The following is a 24,556-nucleotide window of genomic DNA, read 5'->3' as shown; positions in this document are numbered from 1 at the left end:
ATCTAGTGAATACTGAACCCGAAATGCTAGTGGGTCTTGATCTTGGGACGAGTAAGATTGCAGTTGTCGTTGCCGAGAGAGATCCCCGTTTTCAGGATGCCCAGATTATTGGAATTGGATATTCGCAGTCACAAGGAATTCGAAAAGGCCTTATTGTTAATCTGGAGCAGGCGGTTCGGTCTGTTCGTCTTGCAGTAAAAGACGCAGAGAATATGGTTGGTTTTGAAATCACCGACGCTACGGTGGCTTTTAGTGGCATTGACGCTGCCAGTGTGATGTCCCGTGGCATGGTTTCTTTAGGACGTACTCCGAGACAAGTTGAGATTTCGGATGTTGAAAGAGTTATTGAAGCTGCTCAGAGTGAACTCTCTATTCCCCAAAACAGGGTTACATTGCATACAATTCCTGTAAAATACTCGATTGATGGAAATACCGGGATTGATGATCCCCTTGGCATGACAGGGATTCGACTGGAAATTGAGTTGCAGTCTGTAATCGTTCCGACTACCGTAGTTCAGAATATAATAAATTGCGTCGAAACTGCAGGAGTTTCTGTGAGCGGCTTGGTTATAAAACCACTTGCAAGTTCTTTAGGTGCCCTTACCGAAGAGGAGACACGTGCCGGTGTGATTTCTTTGTGTATTGGAGGAGGTACGACCGGGGTTGCTCTTTTTGCCGACGGTCGCCCTGTAAAATTGGCTATGATACCAATTGGTGGAGATCATATAACGAATGATCTGGCATACGTCATGAAGATTCCTATCAGTAAGGCCGAAGAGATAAAGAAACATATTTCTCTCGATGACGAGGATTCGAACGATGACGATTTGGATATGGAGGTCCGCGGGCGGGTTAAAAGCTTCAGTCTATCTGAAGCGCGTGAAGTTATTGCGTGCCGCTTCGAAGAGCTGCTGACGGAACACGTAACGCACCATATGAGTGAATTCAATGTACATCTTTTCCCGGCGGGAATTGTGCTTTCTGGTGGAGTTGCAAAGACTCAGGGGATTGATCAGCTTGTTTCGGATCTTCTTAGTCTTCCGGTACGTATAGCCGAACCTTTGGATATCTATCAAATGCCGCCTGGGCGGAATGATTCTGAGTATACATCTGCGGCGGGTATTGTTCGATATATAATGTCGAGAGAACGGAATCCATATCGTTTTATCGAGACCCCGGTTAGTCAGCTCAAAGGAGGAAATGTCGGTGCTTTCCGCCAATCGGTCAGGAATACCAAAACGCCGTCTGCTGTTAAGGCTTTCGTTTTCAGAAATCTTTTTGAAAAGATCGTTCAGGCCGCAAAGGAATTGTTTTAGTTTGTAATGTTTTAATTCAAACAGGGAGGACCTTGAATGGAACAGGTATTTCAGATGAGCGACTCATCTAAGCCACGGCGCGAAGAAATAAAAGTGATCGGTATTGGGGGCGGAGGTGGTAATGCTCTCAATCACATCATACGGAGTGGTGTTGACGGAGTCCATTTCATTGCTGCGAATACTGATATTGCGGCGTTAGGTCTCTCTGAAGCGAAAACGAGAATCATTCTTGGAAAAGAAGGCACGCGTGGCCACGGGGCAGGGGCAGACCCCGAGGTGGGTGCAAGTGCCGCGAAGGAATCTTTAGATGAAATTAAGAGCGCTGTGACTGGTGCGGACATGGTTTTCCTTACCGCAGGTATGGGAGGCGGGACGGGAACGGGGGCTACTCCAATAATTGCTGAGGTTTCGAAGTCGATTGGAGCTCTAGTCGTCGCTGTTGTCACAACGCCATTCTTCTTCGAACAGAACCAACGGAATGAACAAGCGAGAAAAGGAATCGCGGTGCTTAAGGAAAAAGTCGATGCCCTTCTCGTTGTTGAGAACGATAAACTTCTTGCTATTGCCGATAAGAATCTTTCATTGATTGATTCGTTCAAGCTTGCTGATGAAGTCCTTCGCCAGGCGGTTCAGGGAGTGACAGATCTCATTCTCAAGCCTGGGCTCATAAATGTTGACTTTGCCGACGTGAAAACGGTAATGATGAAGGCAGGGTCGGCTATTATGGGTATCGGTGAAGGGCAGGGAGAGAAGCGTGCGCAGGAAGCAGCGGAAGCTGCCTTGCGGAGCCCGTTGATGTCAACACCGATGAAAGGTGCGAAGGGTATTTTATTTAACGTCACCGGCGGCGAAGATGTCAAGATACTTGAGATCCAGCAAGCTGCTGAGATCATCCGTAACGTATCGGATGACGACGCTTTGGTAATCTGGGGTCATACGATAGATGCGGCTCTGCAGGACAAAATTCGTATTACAGTCATTGCAACAGGGTTCACGACTGAGAAGGAGAAAAAAAATGCGGGGCTCAGGACGAACCACAGAGGGCGATCCGGAGGGGTTATTCTTGAAGAAGCCGATATACTTACGCCTCAGGACGAAGATCTTTTTACCGTAAGTGGTGTGCCAAAAACGCCGTATGACGTCCCGTCGATTATCCGGAGAAGCCAGAAGGCAGCGAAGTAATCTGTGGTGACGGAGAAGGACGGGGTTATTTATTCAACCCCGTCTTTTTGTTTCTGGCTTCGTCTATAGGAGGCGATTCTTGATGGCGTTGCGCGAGAGCAAACGGCACAGAGATAAACGGCCGTTTATTCCTTTTGGAGATATGATGCTCCCAGTTATCGGGTTCGTAGCGGTAGGACTTCTGGTTGCGGGGATCAAGCTTTTTTTTCTCTCCGGACCAAAACCGCAAAATTATGAATCTGTTGCGATTGCCGAACAAAAGCTCCATACAACAAATGTGCTTTTCCCTACGATGCGGGATGGATCTTTGTCTACAGACAAGCAACCCGTTTTTTCGACAGTCACGCCGCCGATACCGTCGCTTTCCCCCGCCCAGAAAGAGAATACCGCTCTCCCTCTTTCTGCTCTTGCTGTGCCGTATTCCAAATCTGGGAAACAAGAATCTGACAAAGTGCGGATGGATGAAGACGCTTCGATAAAAACGAATACCGTTCAGAGAAAGAGAAATTCAAAGAGTTCTGCGGCACAGACACGGAAAATCGGTGATGTGCCGATAGTTGCGAATAACGCGAAAGAAAAGAAAAATGTCGCACCGGTATCACCATCGAGAACGAAGAACGAAGAAAAACAATCCGCAAAAAGTCAGGTTACGGCACAATGGGGGGTGCAGGTCGGCTCTTTTACCGAAAAGGACGTTGCCCAATCCGTACAGGCAAAGGTCCGCAAAAAAGGTCGGAATACTATTGTTACCTCAGCTGTAGTCCATGAAAAAAAACATTACCGCGTGATTGTAGTTTGCGGAAGTGAGAGGAAAAGTGCGGAAAAACAAGCCCAAGTTCTTATGAGAGAAGGATATCCCATTCTTGTTGTTCCAATAAAATAGCTTTATATTTGATGGGTTTCCTCAGCCCCAAGCAAAAATTGGAGGCGCGATCGTACCGATGCTTATCGATACGTTAGGACGATCTATTGAATATTTGAGAATATCAGTGACTGACCGCTGTAATTACCGATGTCAATACTGTATGTCTGAAAGTGGAATTTCTTTGTTGCCGCATGATAAAATAATAACTTATGAAGAAATAACAAAATTAGCGAGTATTTTTTTAGAGCTTGGAATTAAAAAAATACGCTTTACTGGCGGAGAGCCACTTGTCAGAAAAGGATTTATCGATTTTTTGTCTTTTTTTATATCTAAATTCCCCGGATTGATTGTAAGCATAACAACTAACGGTAGTTTTTTATATAAATATTACTATGCAATTATAAAAAGTGGCTTGAATTCAATTAATATAAGTCTTGATACTTTGTCTTCGTATAAATTCAATGAAATAACGAGAGGAGGAAATTTAAGCGAGGTCCTCTCAGGAATTGATTGTATATGCGGAAGCATTCCTGAAATTAAAATAAATTCTGTTTTGCTAAAAAACACATATAAAAAAAGTTCATACGATCTTATTGAATATGCTAAAGATAAAAATTTACTATTGCGTTTTATTGAGTTCATGCCTGCGAATCGAGGGGTTTGGGACGAAGGAAATTATGTTTCAGCCGAGGAATTCTTGCGGTTGCTGAATAAGTGGGGTGCTTGGATCCCTCAGAAAATGAAACGGTCTGTGTGCCCAGGTCCTGCGAGATATTATCGCAATGAAAGGACCGGTCAGACAATCGGTGTAATATCCGCTGTAAGCGATCATTTTTGCGCTTCCTGTAACAGATTGCGACTTTCATCCACCGGACTTCTCTTTCCATGTCTTTTCAGTTCTCTTGCTTTTGATGTGCTCACTCCATTGAGAAAAGAGGATTATCCGACTGTTTCGGAACGAATTTTTCAAGCTGTTTTTCATAAGCCGGATAAAAAGGGATTCTACGGGGATAGAGGAGTTGCTGTGTCGAGGATTGGAGGATAGATTCCGGTGATTGGAAAGCACATCGATTCTGAGGGACACCCGATCATGGTCGATGTCGGAGGTAAGGCCGAGACATCTCGTATGGCAAAAGCCGAAGGATGGGTGATTCTTCCGAGGTCGATATTGAAAGCCATCATTAGCGGCGATACCCCAAAGGGAGATATCCTGAAAGTTGCAGAGGTTGCCGGAATTATGGCAACGAAGAGAACTTCGGAGTTAATACCCTTATCTCACCCGATCCGGTTGGACTCCGTCAATGTACGATGTTCTCTTTGTCCGGAAAAATGTGCAGTGTATATCGAATGTGTCGTTCGGGCAAGGGAAGTTACTGGGGTGGAGATGGAAGCTCTTCAGGGCGTTGCTGAGGCAGCTTTGTGTGTTTACGATATGTGTAAGGGGATCAGTAAAGGAATGACGATCGAGGGGGTTCGCCTTCTTACGAAGTCGGGCGGAGAAAGTGGATCGTATGACTATAAGGATGACGCCGAATAAATTGAGGGTTCTTGCCATTTATCGTGGTGGAAGAATTCCGGCGTTTGCTGTTGATTTTTCAAAAATGTTTAAAGATGCATTTTCTCATTGCATCGTCTGTCTGTTTCCTCCGACTCCAAAATCACTTTTGCCTGAGGACAGGACTTCTATCATTCTCGAACGTTTTTCGACTGATATTGATGTTGAAAATTCTGAAATAGCATTTGTGGGATCACGGGTGCGTTTTTCGGATTTGAAGAAATTCCAAAGCGATGATGTTCCAGGATATGAAGCATCTGTGCGTGTCCCCGGGGTTCTTGGGATTTCCGCCAGATGCAGCATCGAACGAAGAGTTCCGTGCGGTGTCCTTACAGTCAGTGATAAAGGTAGTTGCGGAGAACGAATGGATTTGTCGGGCCCTGCTCTTATTACAAAGTGTACTGAAGAAGGCTTTTGTGTTGTCCGTTACGATGTCGTTCCCGATGATGCCGATGTGATACGGGAAACTCTTTGCCAATGGGTGAGAGAGGGGATCCTTCTTATACTCTCGACCGGCGGGACAGGACTTTCATCCCGTGATGTAACACCGGACACCATACGAGCTTTTTCGGATTTTGAAATTCCCGGGATCGGGGAGATGATACGCCTTCAATCGATGCGTTTCACGCCGATGGCAATGCTTTCCAGATGCGGTGGTTTTGTTTCCGGAAAAAGCATCCTTCTTTCATTCCCGGGAAGTGAGTGCGGAGCCGTCCAATCGTTCGATGCCGTCCGACCGGCATTAAGGCATGCAGTTGAGATTCGAAACGGGTGGGCCGGAGAGTGCACATCCATACATCATCACGATCATGGAGAGAAGCGGCATGGAAGGTAAGGTCGGTCGGTGTATCATCATTACCGGACTTTCGGGAGCAGGCAAATCGACGGCCCTGAATATTCTCGAGGATCAGGGATATTATGCGATTGACAATATTCCACCTGCCTTGCTTCCGCAATTGCTTGAGCTTCTGAAAAACCATCGCGCAGCGGTTCGCTCGGGAGTTGCCGCGGTTGTTGACACGCGAGGCGAGGAATTGCTTCAGGATCTCCTGCAGGCAGTCTCTGTCCTGCGAGCGCAAGGAAGAGACATCCTGATTCTTTTCCTCGACGCTTCTGATGAAGTTCTCATACGTCGTTTCAACATCACGCGAAGGCTCCATCCAATGGCATTGGACGTATCTGTCGGAGAAGGAATCGCACGAGAGCGATCCCAGCTTGAACCGGTACGTGAAGCGGCGGATGTTGTTCTTGATACCACAGGATTCTCTATCGTTCAGTTTCGGCAGAGTGTTCTCGGTGAAGTCTGTGAGTATCCGGGAACATCGATGGTCGTCATCACTTCTTTCGGCTTCAAATACGGGGTTCCGCAGGATTGCGAACTTCTTTTCGACGTACGCTTCCTGCCGAACCCTCACTACATTCCGAATCTGAGAGAAAAGAACGGAATGGATCCGTGTGTTCAGGAATACCTCTTCTCCTTTGCCGAATCAAGGGATTTCCTGGCCAGAGTGGAGGAGTTTCTCCGTTTCTATATTCCAAGATATCTGCTTACGGCAAAACCCCGCCTCCATATCTGTATCGGCTGCACTGGGGGACATCATAGATCTGTCGCAATTGCCCAACGAATCAATGACTTTGTCACGTTGCTTTCGCCTGTCGTGACGATACGCCATCGTGATCTGGGAGATGACGGAGGGCGGCAAGGTTGAGCTGGCAGATTGCATACCTTCTCGGAATAGCAACAGCCACGCTGATTTTCTTCTTTCTGAAGGGGAAGGAACGTGTGAGCAAACTTGAGCGTGGAAAAAATAACGATAGCCGCAAGGCGATATCGAACGCGATCGAGTATAGGCTGTCAATGGGCCCCTTTATCGTCGCTCTCGGAGGTGGAACGGGACTTTCCACGTTGCTGCGCGGATTAAAGGCGTTCACCAGGAACATAACAGCGATTGTAACGGTAACGGATGAGGGGGGGAGTTCCGGACGTCTGAAGCACGAATGGGGAGTGTTGCCCCCGGGAGATGTCCGGAACTGTATTGTCGCTCTTGCCGAGAATGATAACTCGTTGAAGAACCTGCTTGATTTCCGTTTTGACAGAGGAGAACTCCGAGGGCATAGTCTTGGAAATCTCATGTTGCTGGCTGTTACGGAACTCCATGGCGATTTCAGATCCGGTGTCGAAGAGATGAACCATCTGCTTGCGATCAGAGGAAAGGTTCTTCCCGTGACGACCGAAGTCGTCTCTTTGCTTGGCGAAGATAGTGATGGAAACGTCTTCAAGGGAGAACTCGAAATTTCTGCAAATGGGAATAAGCTTTGCAATATCCACCTTGACCCTCCCGATGTGAGACCGCTTCCCGATGTACTACGAGCCATATCGGATGCGGATCTCATTGTTCTCGGCCCGGGGAGTCTCTTTACAAGCGTCATCCCGAATCTTCTCGTTCCTCATGTCGCAAGAAAGATTCTGGAATCGAACGCTCCGATCGTGTATGTTGCCAATCTGATGACGCAACCGAATGAGACCGAAAATATGTCGCTTCTCGAGCATGTCCGCTGGGTCGCGCGGGCGCTCGGCGCATGGCCCGGCTTTGTCGTCGTCAATGACGGACCGATAGACGATTCGTTGCTTGCGAGATACAGTCTGGATGCGGCCGATCCGCTCTTTCTCTCTCCAGAAGAGGAAGCCCTTATTCGAAGTCAGGGATGTGAGATCATCAGGGGAAATTTCGTTCGCATTCTGGATGGATCTCTTATCCGTCACGACGGGCAGGCTCTCTCGGAAACTCTCATGCGGATTCAAAGAAATTCCAGGGAATGACAATGCAGAAATTTGTCCATTCCTTATGGGACGAATGGGTCGGCCTCTCAGTCGATTCCAAAGATGAGGCATGTGCGGAAGCTTCGGGAATCCTGTCTTTTCTTGAAAAACTACCGACAGGCGAAAGAATTACGAAGAGATTTTTTGTCGTTCGCAGACTTCACAGGCTATGGATGGCTATCAAAGAGGAAGATGAGCATTTCGGACGCTTTCTCGTCATTCCACCGACCCGCAAAGGGAAGGTACGAATCTGTATCCCGAAGGAGGATGACGGAGACCTCTCAACTATCTTTTCCCGCCGGCATCCAAGGACGGCTGAGAAGTGGCTCAAGGGAGTCTTCGGAGCCTGTGGAGCAGTCTATGTCCCGCGTGTCGGGTACTACGTACTCTTTCGATTCAATCAGAACGAGGAGTCCGCTCTCGTCGCGGATCTTCTAAAGGGGTGGAATATTTCTTTCGGAGAAAGAACGCGGGGGAGATCCCGGGAAATACTCTTGAGGAACCAGCAGGATATTGTCTCTTTCCTTTCGCGGATCAATCTCGTGAACGCATCCTTGCATATGGAGAATATGGCGATATTCAGATCCATGCGTGACAAAGCGAACAAGCTGGTGAATTGTGATGCGTCAAATATCAGAAAATCTCTTGAGACAGCTCAGATCCAGCTGCGATATGCGTCTTTCCTGAAAAAAACGGGCATTATCGAGACATTGCCGGAGCAGCTTCGAGAGGTTATCGAACTCCGTATTTCGAATCCCAGCGCGAGTCTCTCCGAACTGGGGACACTCATGAACCCTAAAGTGAGCAAAAGTACGGTGCTATACAGGTGGAAGAAGTTGCGGGAAAAGTATCCCGCCGATATTCTTCCGGATTATGACGGCGCCACCATGTCGAAGGAGGTTTGAACTGCATGCGGTTGAAGATCATAGACCCTGCTTGTTTTTCAGGCAGAAAAGTATTGCTTCGCGTCGACTTCAATGTTCCTATGACCGGAGATCATGTCGGAGACGACACCAGAATCGCCGCTCACGTTCCGACAATACGGGCGTTGAGCGCAACGGGAGCGAAAGTGGCTCTTGTGTCGCATTTCGGCCGTCCCAAGGGGAGTCAGTCTGCGGAATTTTCTCTCCGGAGAGTTCTGCCGGCGGTCGAAAAGACACTGAACGGAAAGATTCCTTTCGTTGATGACTGTATAGGTGATATCGTGGCGGCAACTCTGGATGCCCTGTCTCCAGGCGGAGTCGCTCTTCTCGAAAACGTTCGTTTTCACAAGGAAGAGCAGCAGAATGATGCGGGGTTTGCCGCCACTCTGGCTGCCCCCTTCGATTGTTTTGTGATGGACGCATTCAGCGCAGCTCATCGTGCAGACGCGTCTACGAACGGAATCACAAAATATCTTCCGTCGTATGCAGGGTTCCTTCTTGAAAGAGAAGTTTCGATGCTCTCGAAAGTGAACGATTTCCCTGTTGCGCCGTTTGTGTTGGTTCTCGGGGGTGCCAAGGTTTCCGACAAGATCGGGGTCGTTGAGCATTTGTTGCGAAAGGTCGCGACAATCTGCATCGGTGGAGGGATGGCCTTCACATTTCTCGCCGCCCGTGGATATGGGACAGGGAGATCTCTTCTCGAAGAAGACAAGGTATCATTCGCGCGTGAGATGATGGAGCGGGCGAAATCAAATGGAGTCGAAATTCTCCTCCCTGAAGATATCCTTCTTGCACAGAGCTTCGATTCCGACACATACAGAGTCGCCGGAGCCGCAGAAATCAAAGAGAATGAAATGGGACTCGATATTGGCCCGGCGACGGTTCATCTTTTCGAAAAGCGGGTACGCTCGGCGAAAACCGTCCTCTGGAACGGCCCCATGGGAGTTTTTGAGAGAGCCGCATACGCAGGTGGAACCCGGGGTGTAGGGGAAGCGCTGAAAGAATGCACCATATCGGGAGGAACGACAGTCATCGGCGGTGGAGATACTGCAGCCGCCGCGAAGACGCTCGGGTTCGCCTCGGATGTGTCACATGTTTCCACGGGTGGAGGAGCCAGTCTCGAATTTTTCGAAGGAAAACTTCTTCCCGGCATAGAACCTCTTCTTCTGGATAAATGAGAAGAGATGCACACAAAAAAAGAATGAGAGGAGAGCGTCGATGAAGCGGGAGACCTTTATTTTCGGAAACTGGAAGATGAATATGACGGAGGGGGATACACGCAATTTCCTTGATCGCTTCCTTGCGGCCTATTCGATATTGATGGCAAAGACGCCGTCAACGTGCCGTACCGCGATTTTTCCTCCGTATACGTCCATCGGTGAATGCAGACGATCGTGTCTGCGTTATTACGAGGAGCATGCTGAATCATCGAACAGTCGCATTGAATACGGGGCGCAGAACTGTCATTTTGAACATAACGGTGCCTTCACTGGAGAAATATCGCTGCCAATGTTGCTGGAACTCGAATGCTCATGGGTGCTGGTAGGACACAGCGAGCGCAGGCACGTCTTTCTCGAGACAGACGAGGGAATATCGCGAAAAGTCGTTGCATGTCTCGACGCAGGGATTCGGCCGGTACTCTGTTTTGGCGAGACGTTGAGCGAAAGGGAATCGGGAAAGACGAGAGATGTTGTTCGACGACAGATTGAGTCGGTGATTTCCTCGATTGCAAAGCATGACTGGAGACGGAATCTGGTGCTTGCATATGAACCTGTGTGGGCGATCGGAACCGGACGTGCGGCGACTGCAGATGACGCACAGGAGATATGTGCCTATGCGGCGGAATTGTTACGAATGAGTCGTCTTTTTGAAGAAACCAGGATTCCCATTTTGTACGGCGGGAGCGTTTCTGCCGGAAACGCTCGGGACTTGCTATGCCGCAACGATATTGCAGGATTGCTTGTTGGCGGTGCGTCGCTCAAGCCGGAGTCATTTCTGGATATTCTGAAGGTCGCTGTAAGTTCTTGAAGCGATGTCTCTGATCGGCAAAAACGCAACATAAGAAACATTATATGACATAACCGAACCGATTCCTAAAAAGCGGAGCCAAAAAGAGAAAATGGGCTCCGCTTTTTTTAGAATCACGATAGCTGCTGGTACTCATATTTTCAGTCCTGATATGTATATTTCAGAATCTCTGAATCGCCCCATATCGAGTCGAGCTTGTAGAAGCTTCGTCCCTTCACACTGAATATATGAACAACAACTTCGCCGGCGTCAATCAGACACCATTGTGTGCTGTCGCGTCCTTCGACAGCACAGGAAAATCCATGTTTTTCGAGGGATTCAACGGCCGCATCCCGGAGTGTTCCCATGTGGACATCCGAATTGGCACTGACGAGGACAAAACAGTCAGCTATCGTGGCATTTCCCTTCAGATCCATAGCAACGATATTCAGCCCCCTTTTTGCGGCCAGAGACTCGTAGAGGAATGAAAACGACTGAAGTTTCTCCTTCATATTTTTCGTAACACCACCCTTTCGGTTCAAACAATATGGAATGCACCTTATTGTGCAATCCGGGTCAGCCTTGAGAGAATCCTTTCCAGATCATGCCCCACGATGATCGTAACTGCGTTTGCAGCTTTTTCCGGCGTAATAAGTCGTTTGTCGATGCCGCAGATACGACCGAGTGCCTTTGCCGTTTCCGTGATCGCTGAAGACGCCTTCACGGGATACATGATGCTTGACGTGTGGTAGTCGAAGTGTTTCGCGTTTCCGGTGTACCGCACATCGATGCCAAGCTTTTCGAGCGCTTGCGAGAAACGCTTCCCGACTCCTTTGGAACCGTCTCCGTTGAGTACGGATACAGAACTTTTAATGCTGTGCACGAGTTCTTTCAGCATCGAGTACTCCTCGGGGACATCAATATCGCCGGAGTCGACGGAAAGATCGTTTCTGGTGCCAACGTCGTCCGAAATCGTTCCCGAAAGCATCATCGATGCGTGCGCGAGATCACCTATCCAATAGCTGAGATTTCCGATATACGCAGCTTTTCCGGGCATTGTGAAAAAAAGAATGCGGTCGGATGTGAGATCTTTGAGATAAGACGCCAGCTGGATGGCCTGTGCGACGGGCATATTGGTGTCAACAATTGAGACCAGCTGTTTCGCAACTTCAGGAAGACGTGGCAACATAGACGGCTGCTGGATCTTCTTGAGGACTGCCTTTACGAAATCCTGTTGCCTCTTTACCCGACCTATATCCCCAAGCGCATCGTTGCGAAAACGGACGAATTCGAGTGCCGTCTTGCCGTTCAAATGCTGAGGGCCTTTCGGAATATCGATCCTGAGTTTTTGCGCGTTATCGACGTAGAAAAGTTTCTTTTCAACGACAAGATCGACTCCGCCGATCAGATCGACGATTTGCGGAAAGCTGTCATAGTTGACCAGTACATGGTAGTTTATTGGGATTCCCAGGTAATTGACGATTGTTTGTCGCAAAAGGGCGAGCTTGCCGAATGCGAATGCGTGGTTGATCTTCTGCCATCCGTGCCCGGGAATATCCACTCGCGTGTCTCGCGGGAGGGACATGAAACGAACGATCTTCTTGTCGATATCGATTGCGGCGATTCCAATGGAATCCGCTCGATGCCCTCCCTCAACGTCATCGACGCCGACAGCGAGAATGTAGATGATCCCCGACGCCTCGTCATACGAGATGTTCTGCTTGATCGTTTCCGGTACAGGTTCGACGAAGAACCAGAGTCGGAGGATGACTCCGACTCCACCCGCGAAGAGTGCAAGAAGAATCGCGGCGAAGAACGTTTTCCACTTCATTTCCCGTCTTGCTCCCTGCCGCGTGAAACCGACGGAATCCTGCCGTACAATCCCATCTTCGAGATATAGCGTACAACGGATTCATGCGTCAGGTATCTGATATTCTTCCCCTGCTCCACCCGCCTTCGTATATCAGTGCTCGATATAGACAGGAGGGGGATCTCAAGCGGGATAATGGCGTTACGGATTGCAGACGGCAAACAATCGATTCCCGAAGAGACATAACCGGGTCGACTTACCGCCACGATACGGCACAGCTCGGGAAGGACCGCGTATTCTTTCCAGCTTTCTAAGTCGAGGACTGCGTCGAGACCCGTGATGAAAAAGTAATCCTCGTCCTCCACCGCATGCTTCCGCAATTCGCGGAGCGTGTCGACTGTATGGCTGGAACCTTCTCTGTCGATTTCAACTCGCGAGACTGAGAAGTTCTGATTTTCCAGAACGGCGAGAAGTGTCATCGTGAAACGATGCTCCGGAGAAGTCACATGAGCTCCTCTCTTGTGGGGGGGGATCCCGGTCGGTATGAATACGACCTCATTCAGCCGGAGGGCTGAAAGACTCTCCTCTGCCGCGAGGAGATGACCAAAATGTATCGGATCAAATGTGCCCCCCATAATACCCAGACGTCGTCTTCCGGACACAGAGCAACAACTCCTTCGAGATGTCCTATTCGACCTTATCCGGTTCGAAATCGAATTCCATTCCCCCGATAACGATAGTATCTCCGGCCTGGGCTCCGGCTTCAAGAAGAAGCTCCTCGACGCGATACCGTTTCAGGAGTTTCGCGAATCGGGGAAGGGCATCTTCCTGCTCGAAGTCATACCTTCGTATGGAACGTTCCATGCTCGGTTGGAGAACGAGAAAAGAGCCGTCGGGCTGAGGGACGATCTGAACCTGGTCGTATCTGTCGCGGCGCATCGTTCTTGGCGACGAATCCTGAACCGGGGCGAGTCTCGTCTCGCCAGCCGGACGCGGCGCCGTTCTGCACACGGCGACAATTTCATCGATAAATGCCTGTATTCCCTCTCCTGAAAGGGCGCTGATCGCCAGAAACCGAATCCCCTTTTCCGAAAAAGAAGCGGAGAGAGAGCCCAGATTTTCCCGCGCTTTCGGTAAGTCGAGTTTGTTGCCGACAACTACATACGGACGGCTCAGAAGATCAGGATTGTACATCCCGCATTCTTCACGGATAGCTCTCCAGTGTTCGAGGATGAGATCGGGATCGCCCAGACTCATGTCGAGAACGTGAACGAGCGCGCGCGTCCTTTCGACATGGCGAAGGAAATAATGCCCCAAGCCCTTGTTTTCATGCGCTCCCTCAATGAGACCCGGCACGTCCGCAATGACTATCTTCTCGTCATCGACCGCCAAGATGCCGAGATTCGGGGAAAGCGTCGTGAACGGGTATCCGGCGATTTTGGGGTGAGCATTGGATATGGCTGCGAGAAGACTCGATTTCCCGGCGTTCGGCATACCGATAAGGCCGACGTCGGCTATGAGTTTGAGCTCGAGCAGGATGTAACGTTCCTCTCCGTCGAGTCCCTTTTCGGCAAAGCGGGGAGCCCGGCGAACCGATGAGGAAAAGTGGATATTGCCTCTTCCGCCCTTTCCTCCACGGGCAACGACGAACCGCTCGTCCGGTTCCACAAGGTCGGCGAAAATCTCTTTTGTGTCCGCGTCCCGAACTATCGTTCCGCATGGGACATCGATCACGAGATCTTCACCGTTCCTGCCGTGCATACATTTCCCCTTGCCCGCTTCAGCGCTTCCGGCTTGAAATTTTTTCTCGTACTCGAAGTCTGCGAGCGTATGAATGCCCGAAACCGCACGCAAAACGACGCTCCCGCCGCAACCGCCATCGCCGCCGTCAGGACCTCCCTTTGGGATGTATTTCTCCCTCCGGAAGCTCAGGCATCCGTTTCCTCCTCGTCCTCCACGGACGAGGACGCGAACAAGATCAATAAACTTCATGGGATAAAAAAGAGGGCCTTGCAGATCGAAGGCCCTTCAGAAGTGTCATTCTGTCGCTTTCGACTTCTATTCCGAGATGAGAACGGAAACGAACTTTCTCTCTCCGCTCGCGTGATACCGGACAACTCCATCCTTCAGGGCGAAGAGCGTATCATCCTTGCCGCGGCCGACGTTCGCTCCCGGATGGATCTTGGTTCCGCGCTGCCGTACGAGGATATTCCCCGCCCGCGCCTCTTCCCCCGCATACATCTTGATGCCGAGTCTCTGTGCCGCGCTGTCACGGCCGTTTGTGCTGCTCCCCTGCCCCTTCTTGTGGGCGAAAAACTGCAGATCGAATTTTCCAAGGAGATTCATGACCGCACCTCCACTATGCGTACGTTTTTCGGATATTGTGACTCGAACTCCCGCAACATGTCCACGGCGGCTTCGATGAGCAAAAAAGCGTCTCTGCAGACGGCTGCAGGAAGAAAAACCTTCATGGACGCTGAAGATTCGTCGATCTCGAACAACTCGGGTCTCTCAAGAACCCGTACGACCGCGATCGCGAGCATCCGGAACACTGTCGAAACGCCGGCGCATACAATATCGTTTCCCTTGTCGGCGAACTCTGAATGTCCGTCCGCTGATATCGCTTCGACGACGCCGTTTTTGTAGAAGACCCGGATCTCCGTCATCCGTCAGGAAAGAGAGATCCCCTGTATCTTTATGTCGGTGAAGTTCTGGCGGTGTCCCTGCTTTTTCCTGACATTCTTCTTGCTCTTGAACTTGAAGACGATGATCTTGTCTCCGCGTCCGTGCTGGACGATCTCCGCAGTAACGGCTGCGCCGCGGACATACGGCGTCCCCGTCGATACCGTCGTGTCGTCCGACACCAGAAGAACCCTGTCCAGAGAAACCGCGCTGCCCGGTTCCCCGCAGATGCTCTCGACCCGCACGATATCGCCTGGCTGCACCCGATACTGCTTTCCTCCCGTTTCAACTATCGCGTACATTACTTGTCCTCCCTTCGCCGGAGAAGGCGCCTTTTAGGCTTTCTGGCCTGCTCCATGCGACATACCCGATTATATATCGGGAAACTGCATAATCCGAAATATTTTAGCCATTCTCCGCGTATTCGTCAATTCATGAGATGTTCTCCCCGGAGAATTCGTCGTGCGTGATCCTGAGCTTCCTTCAAATCCGGATCTCCCGACAGCATTCTCGCGATTTCCCTGACACGTTCATCTCCCCTGACTTCGCGAATCAGGCTTTCGGCGCCTTCCCGTTCGACGAGAAAGTGCTGGTCCGCCAAGGAAGCCAGCGTCGCTTCGTGTGTTACGAGGAGAATTCTGCACGATCTGGAGAGTTCACGAAGCCGTAGACCCGTGAGGAGCGCCGCCTGACCGCCGAGTCCCGCTTCGACCTCGTCGAATACGAGTGTTTCCGGGAGGAGCTCTTCGGGCATCGCGACCTGCAACGCGAGGAGGAGACGGCTCAGTTCTCCTCCCGAAGCGACCCGCTGGACCGGGAGAAATCGCTCTCCGTCCGGGGAGAAGAGAAAGGACACAATATCGGCCCCGGTGCTTCGAATACGCTCCTGCGGTTCGATGTCGATCCGAAAAAGCGTTCCGGACATCGCGAGTTCCCGGAGTGTCTCCGTTACCTTCCGCTGCAACCCTGAAGCAATCAATCGACGCGCGTCCCTGAGCGCGAGGGCTGTCCTGCTTGCCTCTTTCTTCAGTTTCAGGATCTCGTTCTGAAGACTCTCCACTTCGGCATGCGATGAGGAAAGCCAGGATAGTTCCGATTGAGCGCGTCGAGAATATTCGATGAGTTCGCCGGATGACGAGAGTCCGGCCTGCCTGAGGGTTTTTCTGTAGAGTCCGAGACGTTTTTCGTGGTCTTCGAGTGCCGTCTCCGCTACGTCAAGTTCCCGCGGGCCGAAGAGATTTTCGAGAGCATGAAGAGATTGGCGGATCCGCGAGACGCCTTCGTCGGCGGCAATCGCGAGCTCGTGAGCGAGATTTTCCGGAAGGACGGACTGAAGGGCCGAAAGCGTTTGTTCCAGTTCGTCGAGAATTCCCGGCTCACTCTTCCCTCCCGTCAGGCGAAGGAAGTGCTCGGATACACGCCGCATCGCATGGACACGTTCCTGCAATTCCAGCCGCAAAGTCTCCCACTCCCGGTCGCATTCCGGAGTGAGACTCAATGAACGAAGCGCCGGAAGAATCTTGTCCGCAGACGAGTAGGTGTTTTCTATTTCCTTGCGTTTTTTCTGGATATCTCGGAGCAATCGCTCTTTGGAAATTGCGTCGGTCCAGTAGGAAAGGAGCGCTCCTTTGAGTTTTGCGAGAGCTTCTCCGCCGGATGCGTCGAGAATAGCCATCTGGTCGTCGGGGTCCAGAAGACGCATTTGAGCGAACTGGCTCTGGATGCGGATATGGGGTTCCATAAGTCGTTCGAGAGAGGAAAGGGTGACGGGGCGATCCTGGACGTACGTCCGGTTTTTCCCCGACGCGCTTATGATCCTCCTGACGAGGATCGGTTCTTTCTCGTGAAATTGCGGAGCCATTCGCGCAGAGTCAAACGAATAAAAAACTTCCGCTTGTTCCGTTCCGGCTCGAAGAATGCTCGCGGATGAACGGACGCCGGTCAGGAGCTCGAGAGCCCTGACGATGCTGCTCTTTCCCGCGCCGCTTTCCCCCGTGACGGCGATGAACCTCCCCTCGAGAGCGATGCGCGCGTCTGTGATCCCGCCGATGTTGGAAAATATCAGTTCGCCGGTCATCGACCCTATTCCTTTTCGTACAGAATCGTGCCGGTCCCCCATCGAAATTTCTCCTGCACGAGGGCGAAGAACCGTCGATGAGGAAGCACGATCATGCGAACGTGCTTCTCTTTCGAAAGGGAGATTTCAATTCTGTCTCCGGGCAGCAATTCGTAGCCGAGCTGACCGTCCTGCGTGAGCATGACGTCTCTCGGACTTCCCTTCGGTATGAGGGAAATGAGATCCTTTTCTCCCGCTATGACGGGACGGGAATACAACGTGTGAGCGCATATCGGTGCGACGACCATGCACGGAACATGGGGCGGGACGATCGGGCCTCCGGCGGAGAGTGCGTAAGCGGTCGATCCGGTCGGGGTGGCGACGATGATTCCGTCGGCGGCGATATGCGATACGAATTCGGAACCGAACCTGATCTCTATCGTCACGAGTCGGGCGAAAGCGCCTTTTGAAACGACGAGGTCGTTCAGAGCGAACATCGTGTGGAGACACAGGTCTTCCCTCCAGACAGTTCCCTCGAGCACGTGGTGGGGTTCTATCTCGAAAAGTCCCGAAACGATCCGTTCGAGGTCCGCCTCGAATTCCTCGGGCTTCCCCGACGCCAGGAATCCCATATTTCCAAGGTTGATTCCGTAGAGGGGAACCCCATGGTCGAGGACATATCTGCCTGCCCGGAGGAAGGTTCCGTCTCCGCCGATGACAATTCCCGCCTCGACATTGGTTCTCCAGATGTCGTCGGATACGCCTTCGACGCCGAGAACGGATGCCTCGTGCGGCGGAAGAAGGAACTGAATGCCCTTGTTTTTTCCCCACGCCATGATATGTCGCGCCTTCTGTATGGCCTGCGGTTTCTGTGTGTTAACGAGAATTCCCAGAGTCTGCACGGGTGTGCGCCTCCTCGTCGACGGAGGATGAAAGAATACGGTGCGCTTCTTCCACAATGGAGCCGAAAGCGGGTTCCCCGGAGGATGGAACCTCCGATCTGACGATGTGGAACAGGAACTCGATATTGCCGCTCGGACCACGGATCGGAGAAAACGTGCATCCCGCGAGCGTCATGGATGTTCGTTCGCGGAGGAAATCCGAGAGAAGATCAAGCACGCGCCGTTGAACGGTCGGATCGCGGACGACGCCTCCCTTTCCGATGGATTCGCGGCCGGCTTCGAATTGCGGTTTGACGAGCGCGATGACCGTTCCATTGTCGGAGAGAAGACATTCGACGACGGGCAAAATGATTCTGAGCGATATGAACGAAACATCGATCGTCACGAAATCAAGAGGCCCTTCGAACGACTCCCTTGTGATTGAGCGTGCATTCGTTCGTTCCATCACAACGACTCTCGGGTCGTTCCTGAGGGACCACGCCAGCTGGCCATATCCGACATCTATGGCGTATACCCTGCGCGCTCCGCGCGCGAGCAGCACTTCGGTAAACCCCCCGGTCGATGCCCCGATATCGGCGCACAGACATCCATCGGGATCTGCGGAGAAGGCATCCAGCGCCTTCAGGAGTTTGTGAGCTCCTCTGCTGACCCAGGTCTTTTGGGGAAGCGAAATCGAAATCATGGCTTCAGGGGCCACGGCTTCACCGGCCTTCGATACGACGGTGCCTTCCACGCGGACGCGTCCCTCGAGGATGAACGCCTGTGCCTGAACGCGCGAGGCAACGAGTCCTCTAGAGACAAGCAATCGGTCGAGGCGTTCTTTTTTTCTGGAGAGAATACGAGGCCACCACACTTTCAGCGGTCATACCGCAGAATACACGCTGTTTCTCGACGTTCCCGTGCGGAATAAAGGCGTCGGGAACGCCCAGCCTGATGACCACGGCCTGTGATCCGATATCCGACGCAAGGCACGAGATAGCCTCTCCCGCTCCCGATATGGTAAAGCCGTCTTCGAGGATGACGATTCTTTCGTGTCTCAGGAGAAACGGTGCGAGAACGGAGATATCCAGAGGCTTGATCTGCCTGAGGTCGACGACCGTCGGAGCCGGGAATCCCTTTGCGATGGCCAGCGCACGGGCGTCGAGAAGAGTGCGGATGGTCGATCCGAATCCGATGAGACACCACTCATCCCCGGCGTAAAGGACTTCCGGCCGGATCTGTTCCGCGTTTGCCGGAGGGCAGATCCTGCACAGGGAAACCGGCGCCGTTCCGCGCGGATAACGGATCATCGTCGGACCGTTTTTCTTCAGGGCATGCCGGAACATGACTTCGAGATCTTCGGTATCTCTCGGCGCCAGAATAGACATATTCGGAATCGGACGTCCCCATGAGATATCGAGAACTCCCTGATGCGTTTCGCCGTCTTCTCCGACGAGTCCGGCGCGATCGACGGCGCAGACGACCGGGAGGTTCTGCATTGCGACGTCGTGGACGAGCTGATCCATGGCACGCTGAAGGAAAGTCGAGTAAATGAAAACAACCGGACGAAGTCCTCCCGCCGCCATCCCGGCCGCCATGGTGAGCATGTGCTCCTCGGCGATCCCGACATCGTAGAAACGATCGGGAAAGCGTTTTTCAAAACCGTCGAGAGATGATCCTTCCTTCATCGCGGCGGTCAGACAGACGATACTCCTGTCTTTCTCGGCGAGCCGCACGAGGGTATCGCCCGCGGCGGCGCTCCAGGAGATCGACGGGGACCGGACATCCGTATTTTGCTTCGGCTCCGGCGACGACGGGGAAAGCCCGTGAAACCGCGTAGGTTGTTCCTCGGCCTTTGCGTACCCCTTGCCTTTCTTCGTGAGGATATGAAGGAGGACGGGCTTGTCGTATCTTTTTGCCATCTCGAGAACCGTCTCGATCTCGAGGATATTGTGTCCGTCGAAGGGTCCCCAGTAGTTGATATCGAGTTCGTCGAAGATGTTCTCAGGTTTGACGATGCTTTTGATCTGGTCCTTCATCCGCGAGACGACATGCTCCAGTGCCTCGCCCCTCGGCATGGAGTGAAACGAATCCTTGATGGTCTTCTTGAGCCACGTATAGGTTGTGCTCGAACTCAAACGCGCGAGCTGCGTCGCGAACCCTCCGATGCGGGGACTGATGGACATCGTGTTGTCGTTGAGAACAAAGATGACCTTAGTGCGCGCTTCCTTGGTATAGTTCAGCGCCTCGAACGCCATCCCGTTCATGAGGGAAGCGTCGCCGATGACAGCGACGACATGATGATCCTGTTCCAGAATGTCTCGGGCTTTCGCGAATCCGAGCGCGGCTGAAAGCGAGGTACTGCTGTGTCCCGCCTCGAAGTGATCGAATTCGCTCTCGCCGCGTTTCGGAAAGCCGCTCAGTCCTCCCCACGTCCGAAGCGTCGGGAAAAGGTCCCGTCGCCCCGTGAGGATCTTGTATGCGTACATCTGGTGCCCGACGTCGAAGATGATTCTGTCTTTCGCGGGGTCGAACTTGCGAAGGAGCGAAATCGTCAGTTCCACGGTTCCGAGAGAGGATGCGAGATGTCCTCCGTTTTTCGTGACGACGGAGATGATGAGCTTCCTGACATCCTCCGCAAGCCTGTCGAGCGATTCTTTCGAGAGGTTTGCGAGATCCTTGTACGAATCGTATTTTCCGAGGAGATCCACCATCTCTCGCCCTCCTTCCGGACGTTTCCCGGATCTCAATGATGTCTGTGAACCAAATATTCTGCGAGGCCCCGGAGGAACCACGCTTCACGTCCGTAGCACGACAATGAAGAAATCGCCGTTTCGCTTTCGGCGACGGCCATTTTCTTTGCGCCGTCAAGACCGTAGGCGGCGACGAACGTCTTCTTTCCCTGGTCGGCATCCTTGCCGGGAGTCTTTCCAAGCTCTTCGGCGCTGGACGTTACGTCAAGTATATCGTCAACGATCTGAAACGCAATGCCGAGGTGCATACCATACTCCCCTATCGCCTTTCGGATCGTTGCGTCTCCATGTGCGAGAATGGCGCCGGTCAGAACCGATGCGCGAATCAGAACCGCCGTTTTTCGTATCGAGATTTCGCGGACGAATCCATCCTCTTCCGTCCAGCTCATCGTGTCAGTGTCGAGCACCTGACCGCCACATATTCCGGAGGGTCCCACCGCGTCTGCGAAGGCACTCAGTGCGTCGATGACGTCTTCTGGTTCGTTTCCGAGGCGGAGGAGCGTTTCGAGAGGATGCGAAAAACCCCATACGAGGAGCGCATCCCCGGCAAGGATCGCGAGGGATTCTCCGAAAAGGACGTGGTTCGTCGGTTTCCCTCTGCGGAGAGTATCGTTGTCCATTGCAGGAAGGTCATCGTGGATCAGCGATGCGGTATGGATCATCTCGAGTGCGAGCGCCATCGGAATGACCCTTTCCGGTTTGACCGAGAGCATTTCCGCGGCTGCGATGCAGAGCGCCGGCCGAAGACGCTTCCCTCCGGCAAGAAGCGAGTAGGTTACGGAGTCCCAGAGGCGTTGGGGAATCGCGGATGGACGTTCGGCGCACAGCGTCTCAAGTTTCTCGTCAACGAGGATTCGAAGCCGGTTCAGATTCTCCGGAACCATCGTCATGAGATCGGTCATCATTGTTTTTCGCCCGATTCACGTGCGTTCGGGGCAAACGGAACAAGATCCCCGCCAGAGGTCAACAGGCTGACTTTCTGGTGCGCCTCTTCAAGGTACCGCTCGCATTCGCGAGCCATCCCCATTCCCTGTTCGAACAGGGAGACTGCGTCATCCAGCGATAGCGTTTCCCGTTCGAGACGTTCGACGACCTCCTCAAGCCGGGACATGTTATCCGAAAAGGACATTCGGCTTCCTCCTTCAGGAATTCCTGCAATTCAGGGCTTACCCGATACGGCGGATTATGATAAAATCCGCTCGTTTGGACATTATACGAAAAAGGGAGGGAAAATGCTCATGGCACGAGTATGCGAATGCTGCGGTCGCGGCCCGGCTACGGGAAACGCGGTCAGTCATTCGAATCGCCATACACGGAGACGATGGCTTGTCAATCTTCGCAGTGTGAAGGTCGATGTCGGAGGCGGAGAGGCCCGTCGGATGCGTATCTGCTCCCGATGCCTTCGTTCCTCAAGTGTAAAGCGGGCGGTGTAATCGCCCGCTTTTTTCTTCTTTTCCGGTTCATTCTCCTGTGGAATCCCGCAGGATTTCCACGGCACGCTCCTCGTCGACCAGAATTTCCCTGGGCTTCGATCCTTCCGGCGGTCCCACAATACCTAACTGTTCAAGTGTATCTATAATTCGTGCGGCTCTGGTGAACCCGATCCGGAGCTGTCGCTGCAGGCGGCTTGCGGAAGCGATTCCGGTTTCGATCACGATCCTGGTCGCTTCCTCGAGAAGCGGATCATCGGTGAAATTCGCTTCATTGCCGCTCCCGTTCCCGTTTTCCTGATCCTCGATATCGACATACTCCGGCTCTCCAAAGACCTCGATCAGGGCGTTTATCAGCGCGAGAGTCTTGTCCTCGTCTATGAAAGGTGACTGCAGCCGGATGGGACGCGGATGTCTCGTGCTCGTGAAGAGCATATCGCCCTTTCCCAGAAGGCGTTCCGCTCCCGATGTATCAATGATGGTTCGGGAGTCCGTCTGAGAGGGAAGGGAAAACGCCACGCGGGCCGGGATATTCGCTTTGATGAGTCCGGTAATGACATTGACGGACGGACGCTGCGTCGCAAGAACAAGGTGTATTCCGGTGGCGCGCGCCATTTGCGCAAGTCTGCACGCGTAGTCCTCGACTTCCTTCGGCGACGTGAACATGAGATCCGCAAGTTCATCCACGACGATGACGATGGACGGAAGCCGATCCTTTGGAAGGACGCGTTCATTGTACGAGTCGAGATTACGGACTCGCGCGGACGCGAACATCTCGTACCGCGACTCCATTTCCCTTACCGCCCATGCAAGCGCCTGGACCGCCTTTTTCGCGGAGACGACCGGCTTTGTCAGCATATGCGGCAGATGTTCGTAGATGCTGAACTCCACTCGCTTCGGATCGACGAGCAGAAAACGAAGTTCGGAAGGGGGTCTGCACGCGCATAGTCCGTTGATGCACGCGTTGACGAAAACGCTCTTTCCGGAGCCCGTCGTTCCGGCCACGAGAAGGTGAGGCAACTCTTCGAGACCGATTACGAGCGGCCGGGAGTCGATCCGGACTCCCATGGGAAGCGGGAGTCGGAATTCCGTGTTCTGAAAGGAAGCGGACTCGAGAATCGTTCGGAGGGAAATTCCCTGCCGTTTGGGATTCGGGATCTCGATTCCGACAAACGGTTTCCCGGGTATGGGAGCCTCGACGCGAAGCGCGGGAACGGCGAGCGTCAGTGCGAGGTCATTTGCGAGACCCGATATTCTGCTGACCTTGATCCCGGGAGCGAGCTGCAACTGAAACTGTATGACCGTCGGACCGACGATCGTCTCCGCGAGCTCGGCCTCGACTCCGAAATCGGCGAGCGTCGAAATGATCCCGTTTCCCTGGGTTACGATGCTTTCAGATTGTTCGGGCGTGACGGGAGAAACCGACGGCCCGAAGAGATCGAGTGACGGCGGAAATCCCGCGGGCGTCGTTCCCGTCTGCGGAGTGTCCGGCACATCGAATTCGGGTTCGGGGTTCTCGTCACTCGATGCGTCTCTTTCTTCCGGCGCCCGAATCCCAGAAATATCGTCGGCAGGCGTCGTGGACTGATACGGTGTTTCTTCGGAGATGTCCGGGACATTCATCGTCGAGGGGGCATCCGGACACCTATTGATGGTTCCGGCAGAAGCGTTCAAAGGGGCGGACGCTTCTTTCCGAAGCGGATTCGGGACCATATTTGCGATCCTGAGAAAGAGACTTCGGACTCCCGCGAGGACCACCCTGGGATCAAGGAGACCGTACAGCATGGAGGAAATTGATATTGCCACGAAGCCGATCAGGATGCTTCCAAAGGCGCCGCAGTTCTTCAGGAAAAACGACGAAAGGAATGAACCGAGTTCTCCCGGGCGAAAGACAGGATGCGTCCAATGGACTCCCGACGCGTGAAGGAGACCGAGGAGAAAAGCGCTCGCGACAAAGAGCAGCAGAGTTGCCATTGTCTGAAGAAAAAAACGTCGGATCGGGCGTTTGAAGAACACCGAAGCGAGAACAAAGAACACGAAAAGAGAAGGAATGACTATCGAACCGCTGAATCTGGAGACGAGCGCCGTCGTGATATTCTTTCCCCAGATTCCCGTCCACGGAGTCAGAAGGGACGCAAGAACGTACACGCTTCCCGAAAGGAGAAGGAATACAATCGCTTCGATGACGAGGGACACAGTGTTTTTTTCCTGTTTCTGGTCGTTGTTTCGCTTTCTGGAAGAAGATGAGGGAACGTCGGTATTCCGGGTCATCGAA

At 52.5% G+C, this 24,556-nt stretch carries 26 protein-coding genes; 12 read left to right on the top strand and 14 right to left on the bottom strand.

Annotated features, from left to right (window positions below):
• Window positions 1-5: 5 nt before the first annotated feature.
• From ftsA to tpiA, 11 genes are all read left to right on the top strand, one after another.
• Window positions 6-1,316: a cell division protein FtsA gene (ftsA, locus tag ACZ5IU_RS16030; RefSeq protein ID WP_464419107.1), complete on the top strand. Its 1,311-nt coding sequence runs from the start codon at window positions 6-8 to the stop codon at window positions 1,314-1,316.
• 36 nt (window positions 1,317-1,352) lie between these two features.
• Complete coding sequence (gene ftsZ, locus ACZ5IU_RS16025) at window positions 1,353-2,498, top strand: cell division protein FtsZ (protein ID WP_464419105.1); 1,146 nt, start codon at window positions 1,353-1,355, stop codon at window positions 2,496-2,498.
• An 82-nt stretch (window positions 2,499-2,580) separates the two neighbouring features.
• Window positions 2,581-3,381 (top strand): SPOR domain-containing protein, encoded by an 801-nt coding sequence (locus ACZ5IU_RS16020; RefSeq protein WP_464419103.1) that lies wholly within the window; start codon window positions 2,581-2,583, stop codon window positions 3,379-3,381.
• Between the two features lie 58 nt (window positions 3,382-3,439).
• On the top strand, window positions 3,440-4,408 hold the full coding sequence (moaA, locus tag ACZ5IU_RS16015) for a GTP 3',8-cyclase MoaA (protein ID WP_464419101.1): 969 nt from the start codon (window positions 3,440-3,442) through the stop codon (window positions 4,406-4,408).
• A 6-nt stretch (window positions 4,409-4,414) separates the two neighbouring features.
• A complete protein-coding gene (gene moaC, locus ACZ5IU_RS16010) occupies window positions 4,415-4,900 on the top strand; it encodes a cyclic pyranopterin monophosphate synthase MoaC (RefSeq protein ID WP_464419099.1) in 486 nt (161 codons plus the stop codon).
• Window positions 4,875-5,753, top strand: a complete 879-nt coding sequence (locus tag ACZ5IU_RS16005; RefSeq protein ID WP_464419097.1) for a MogA/MoaB family molybdenum cofactor biosynthesis protein — start codon at window positions 4,875-4,877, stop codon at window positions 5,751-5,753. Before moaC ends, ACZ5IU_RS16005 begins: the two co-directional genes overlap by 26 nt.
• On the top strand, window positions 5,743-6,627 hold the full coding sequence (rapZ, locus tag ACZ5IU_RS16000) for an RNase adapter RapZ (RefSeq protein ID WP_464419095.1): 885 nt from the start codon (window positions 5,743-5,745) through the stop codon (window positions 6,625-6,627). Before ACZ5IU_RS16005 ends, rapZ begins: the two co-directional genes overlap by 11 nt.
• Complete coding sequence (locus ACZ5IU_RS15995; RefSeq protein ID WP_464419093.1) at window positions 6,624-7,739, top strand: gluconeogenesis factor YvcK family protein; 1,116 nt, start codon at window positions 6,624-6,626, stop codon at window positions 7,737-7,739. Before rapZ ends, ACZ5IU_RS15995 begins: the two co-directional genes overlap by 4 nt.
• Entirely contained in the window at window positions 7,736-8,644 is a 909-nt protein-coding gene (gene whiA, locus ACZ5IU_RS15990) for a DNA-binding protein WhiA (RefSeq protein WP_464419091.1), read from the top strand. The genes ACZ5IU_RS15995 and whiA overlap by 4 nt, the downstream gene beginning before the upstream one ends.
• 5 nt (window positions 8,645-8,649) lie before the next feature.
• A complete protein-coding gene (locus ACZ5IU_RS15985; protein WP_464419089.1) occupies window positions 8,650-9,840 on the top strand; it encodes a phosphoglycerate kinase in 1,191 nt (396 codons plus the stop codon).
• A gap of 40 nt (window positions 9,841-9,880) precedes the next feature.
• Window positions 9,881-10,690 carry a triose-phosphate isomerase gene (gene tpiA, locus ACZ5IU_RS15980; protein ID WP_464419087.1) on the top strand — a complete coding sequence of 270 codons (810 nt, stop codon included), beginning with the start codon at window positions 9,881-9,883 and terminating at the stop codon, window positions 10,688-10,690.
• Window positions 10,691-10,830: 140 nt separating this feature from the next.
• Here the strand turns inward: tpiA and rsfS are convergent, their stop codons facing one another.
• The 13 genes from rsfS to xseB form a co-directional block, all read right to left on the bottom strand.
• Window positions 10,831-11,181, bottom strand: coding sequence for a ribosome silencing factor (rsfS, locus tag ACZ5IU_RS15975; protein ID WP_464419086.1), 351 nt, complete (start codon window positions 11,179-11,181; stop codon window positions 10,831-10,833).
• Window positions 11,182-11,228: 47 nt separating this feature from the next.
• Window positions 11,229-12,254: an LCP family protein gene (locus tag ACZ5IU_RS15970; RefSeq protein ID WP_464419084.1), complete on the bottom strand. Its 1,026-nt coding sequence runs from the start codon at window positions 12,252-12,254 to the stop codon at window positions 11,229-11,231.
• A 242-nt stretch (window positions 12,255-12,496) separates the two neighbouring features.
• On the bottom strand, window positions 12,497-13,141 hold the full coding sequence (gene nadD / locus ACZ5IU_RS15965; protein WP_464419082.1) for a nicotinate-nucleotide adenylyltransferase: 645 nt from the start codon (window positions 13,139-13,141) through the stop codon (window positions 12,497-12,499).
• A 25-nt stretch (window positions 13,142-13,166) separates the two neighbouring features.
• Window positions 13,167-14,471 (bottom strand): GTPase ObgE, encoded by a 1,305-nt coding sequence (gene obgE / locus ACZ5IU_RS15960; protein ID WP_464419080.1) that lies wholly within the window; start codon window positions 14,469-14,471, stop codon window positions 13,167-13,169.
• Window positions 14,472-14,537: 66 nt separating this feature from the next.
• Entirely contained in the window at window positions 14,538-14,825 is a 288-nt protein-coding gene (gene rpmA, locus ACZ5IU_RS15955; protein WP_464419078.1) for a 50S ribosomal protein L27, read from the bottom strand.
• Entirely contained in the window at window positions 14,822-15,145 is a 324-nt protein-coding gene (locus tag ACZ5IU_RS15950; RefSeq protein WP_464419076.1) for a ribosomal-processing cysteine protease Prp, read from the bottom strand. Before ACZ5IU_RS15950 ends, rpmA begins: the two co-directional genes overlap by 4 nt.
• A gap of 3 nt (window positions 15,146-15,148) precedes the next feature.
• On the bottom strand, window positions 15,149-15,463 hold the full coding sequence (rplU, locus tag ACZ5IU_RS15945; RefSeq protein WP_464419074.1) for a 50S ribosomal protein L21: 315 nt from the start codon (window positions 15,461-15,463) through the stop codon (window positions 15,149-15,151).
• A gap of 125 nt (window positions 15,464-15,588) precedes the next feature.
• A complete protein-coding gene (locus tag ACZ5IU_RS15940; protein WP_464419072.1) occupies window positions 15,589-17,238 on the bottom strand; it encodes an AAA family ATPase in 1,650 nt (549 codons plus the stop codon).
• 5 nt (window positions 17,239-17,243) lie between these two features.
• Window positions 17,244-18,119, bottom strand: a complete 876-nt coding sequence (locus ACZ5IU_RS15935; protein WP_464419070.1) for an NAD(+)/NADH kinase — start codon at window positions 18,117-18,119, stop codon at window positions 17,244-17,246.
• Window positions 18,094-18,924, bottom strand: coding sequence for a TlyA family RNA methyltransferase (locus tag ACZ5IU_RS15930; protein WP_464419068.1), 831 nt, complete (start codon window positions 18,922-18,924; stop codon window positions 18,094-18,096). Before ACZ5IU_RS15930 ends, ACZ5IU_RS15935 begins: the two co-directional genes overlap by 26 nt.
• Window positions 18,911-20,812: a 1-deoxy-D-xylulose-5-phosphate synthase gene (gene dxs / locus ACZ5IU_RS15925; protein ID WP_464419066.1), complete on the bottom strand. Its 1,902-nt coding sequence runs from the start codon at window positions 20,810-20,812 to the stop codon at window positions 18,911-18,913. Before dxs ends, ACZ5IU_RS15930 begins: the two co-directional genes overlap by 14 nt.
• Before the next feature lie 32 nt (window positions 20,813-20,844).
• Window positions 20,845-21,756: a polyprenyl synthetase family protein gene (locus tag ACZ5IU_RS15920; RefSeq protein WP_464419064.1), complete on the bottom strand. Its 912-nt coding sequence runs from the start codon at window positions 21,754-21,756 to the stop codon at window positions 20,845-20,847.
• Complete coding sequence (gene xseB / locus ACZ5IU_RS15915; RefSeq protein WP_464419062.1) at window positions 21,753-21,980, bottom strand: exodeoxyribonuclease VII small subunit; 228 nt, start codon at window positions 21,978-21,980, stop codon at window positions 21,753-21,755. Before xseB ends, ACZ5IU_RS15920 begins: the two co-directional genes overlap by 4 nt.
• Window positions 21,981-22,089: 109 nt before the next feature.
• Between xseB and rpmB the strand changes: the two genes are divergently transcribed.
• Entirely contained in the window at window positions 22,090-22,284 is a 195-nt protein-coding gene (gene rpmB, locus ACZ5IU_RS15910) for a 50S ribosomal protein L28 (protein WP_464419060.1), read from the top strand.
• 27 nt (window positions 22,285-22,311) lie between these two features.
• Here the strand turns inward: rpmB and ACZ5IU_RS15905 are convergent, their stop codons facing one another.
• Window positions 22,312-24,552, bottom strand: a complete 2,241-nt coding sequence (locus ACZ5IU_RS15905; protein WP_464419058.1) for a DNA translocase FtsK — start codon at window positions 24,550-24,552, stop codon at window positions 22,312-22,314.
• Window positions 24,553-24,556: the final 4 nt, after the last annotated feature.

The sequence above is a fragment of the Lactivibrio alcoholicus genome, from assembly GCF_055390895.1.
The sequence above is the reverse complement of the archived record's forward strand: the minus strand, read 5'-3'. Positions and strand labels throughout refer to the sequence as shown.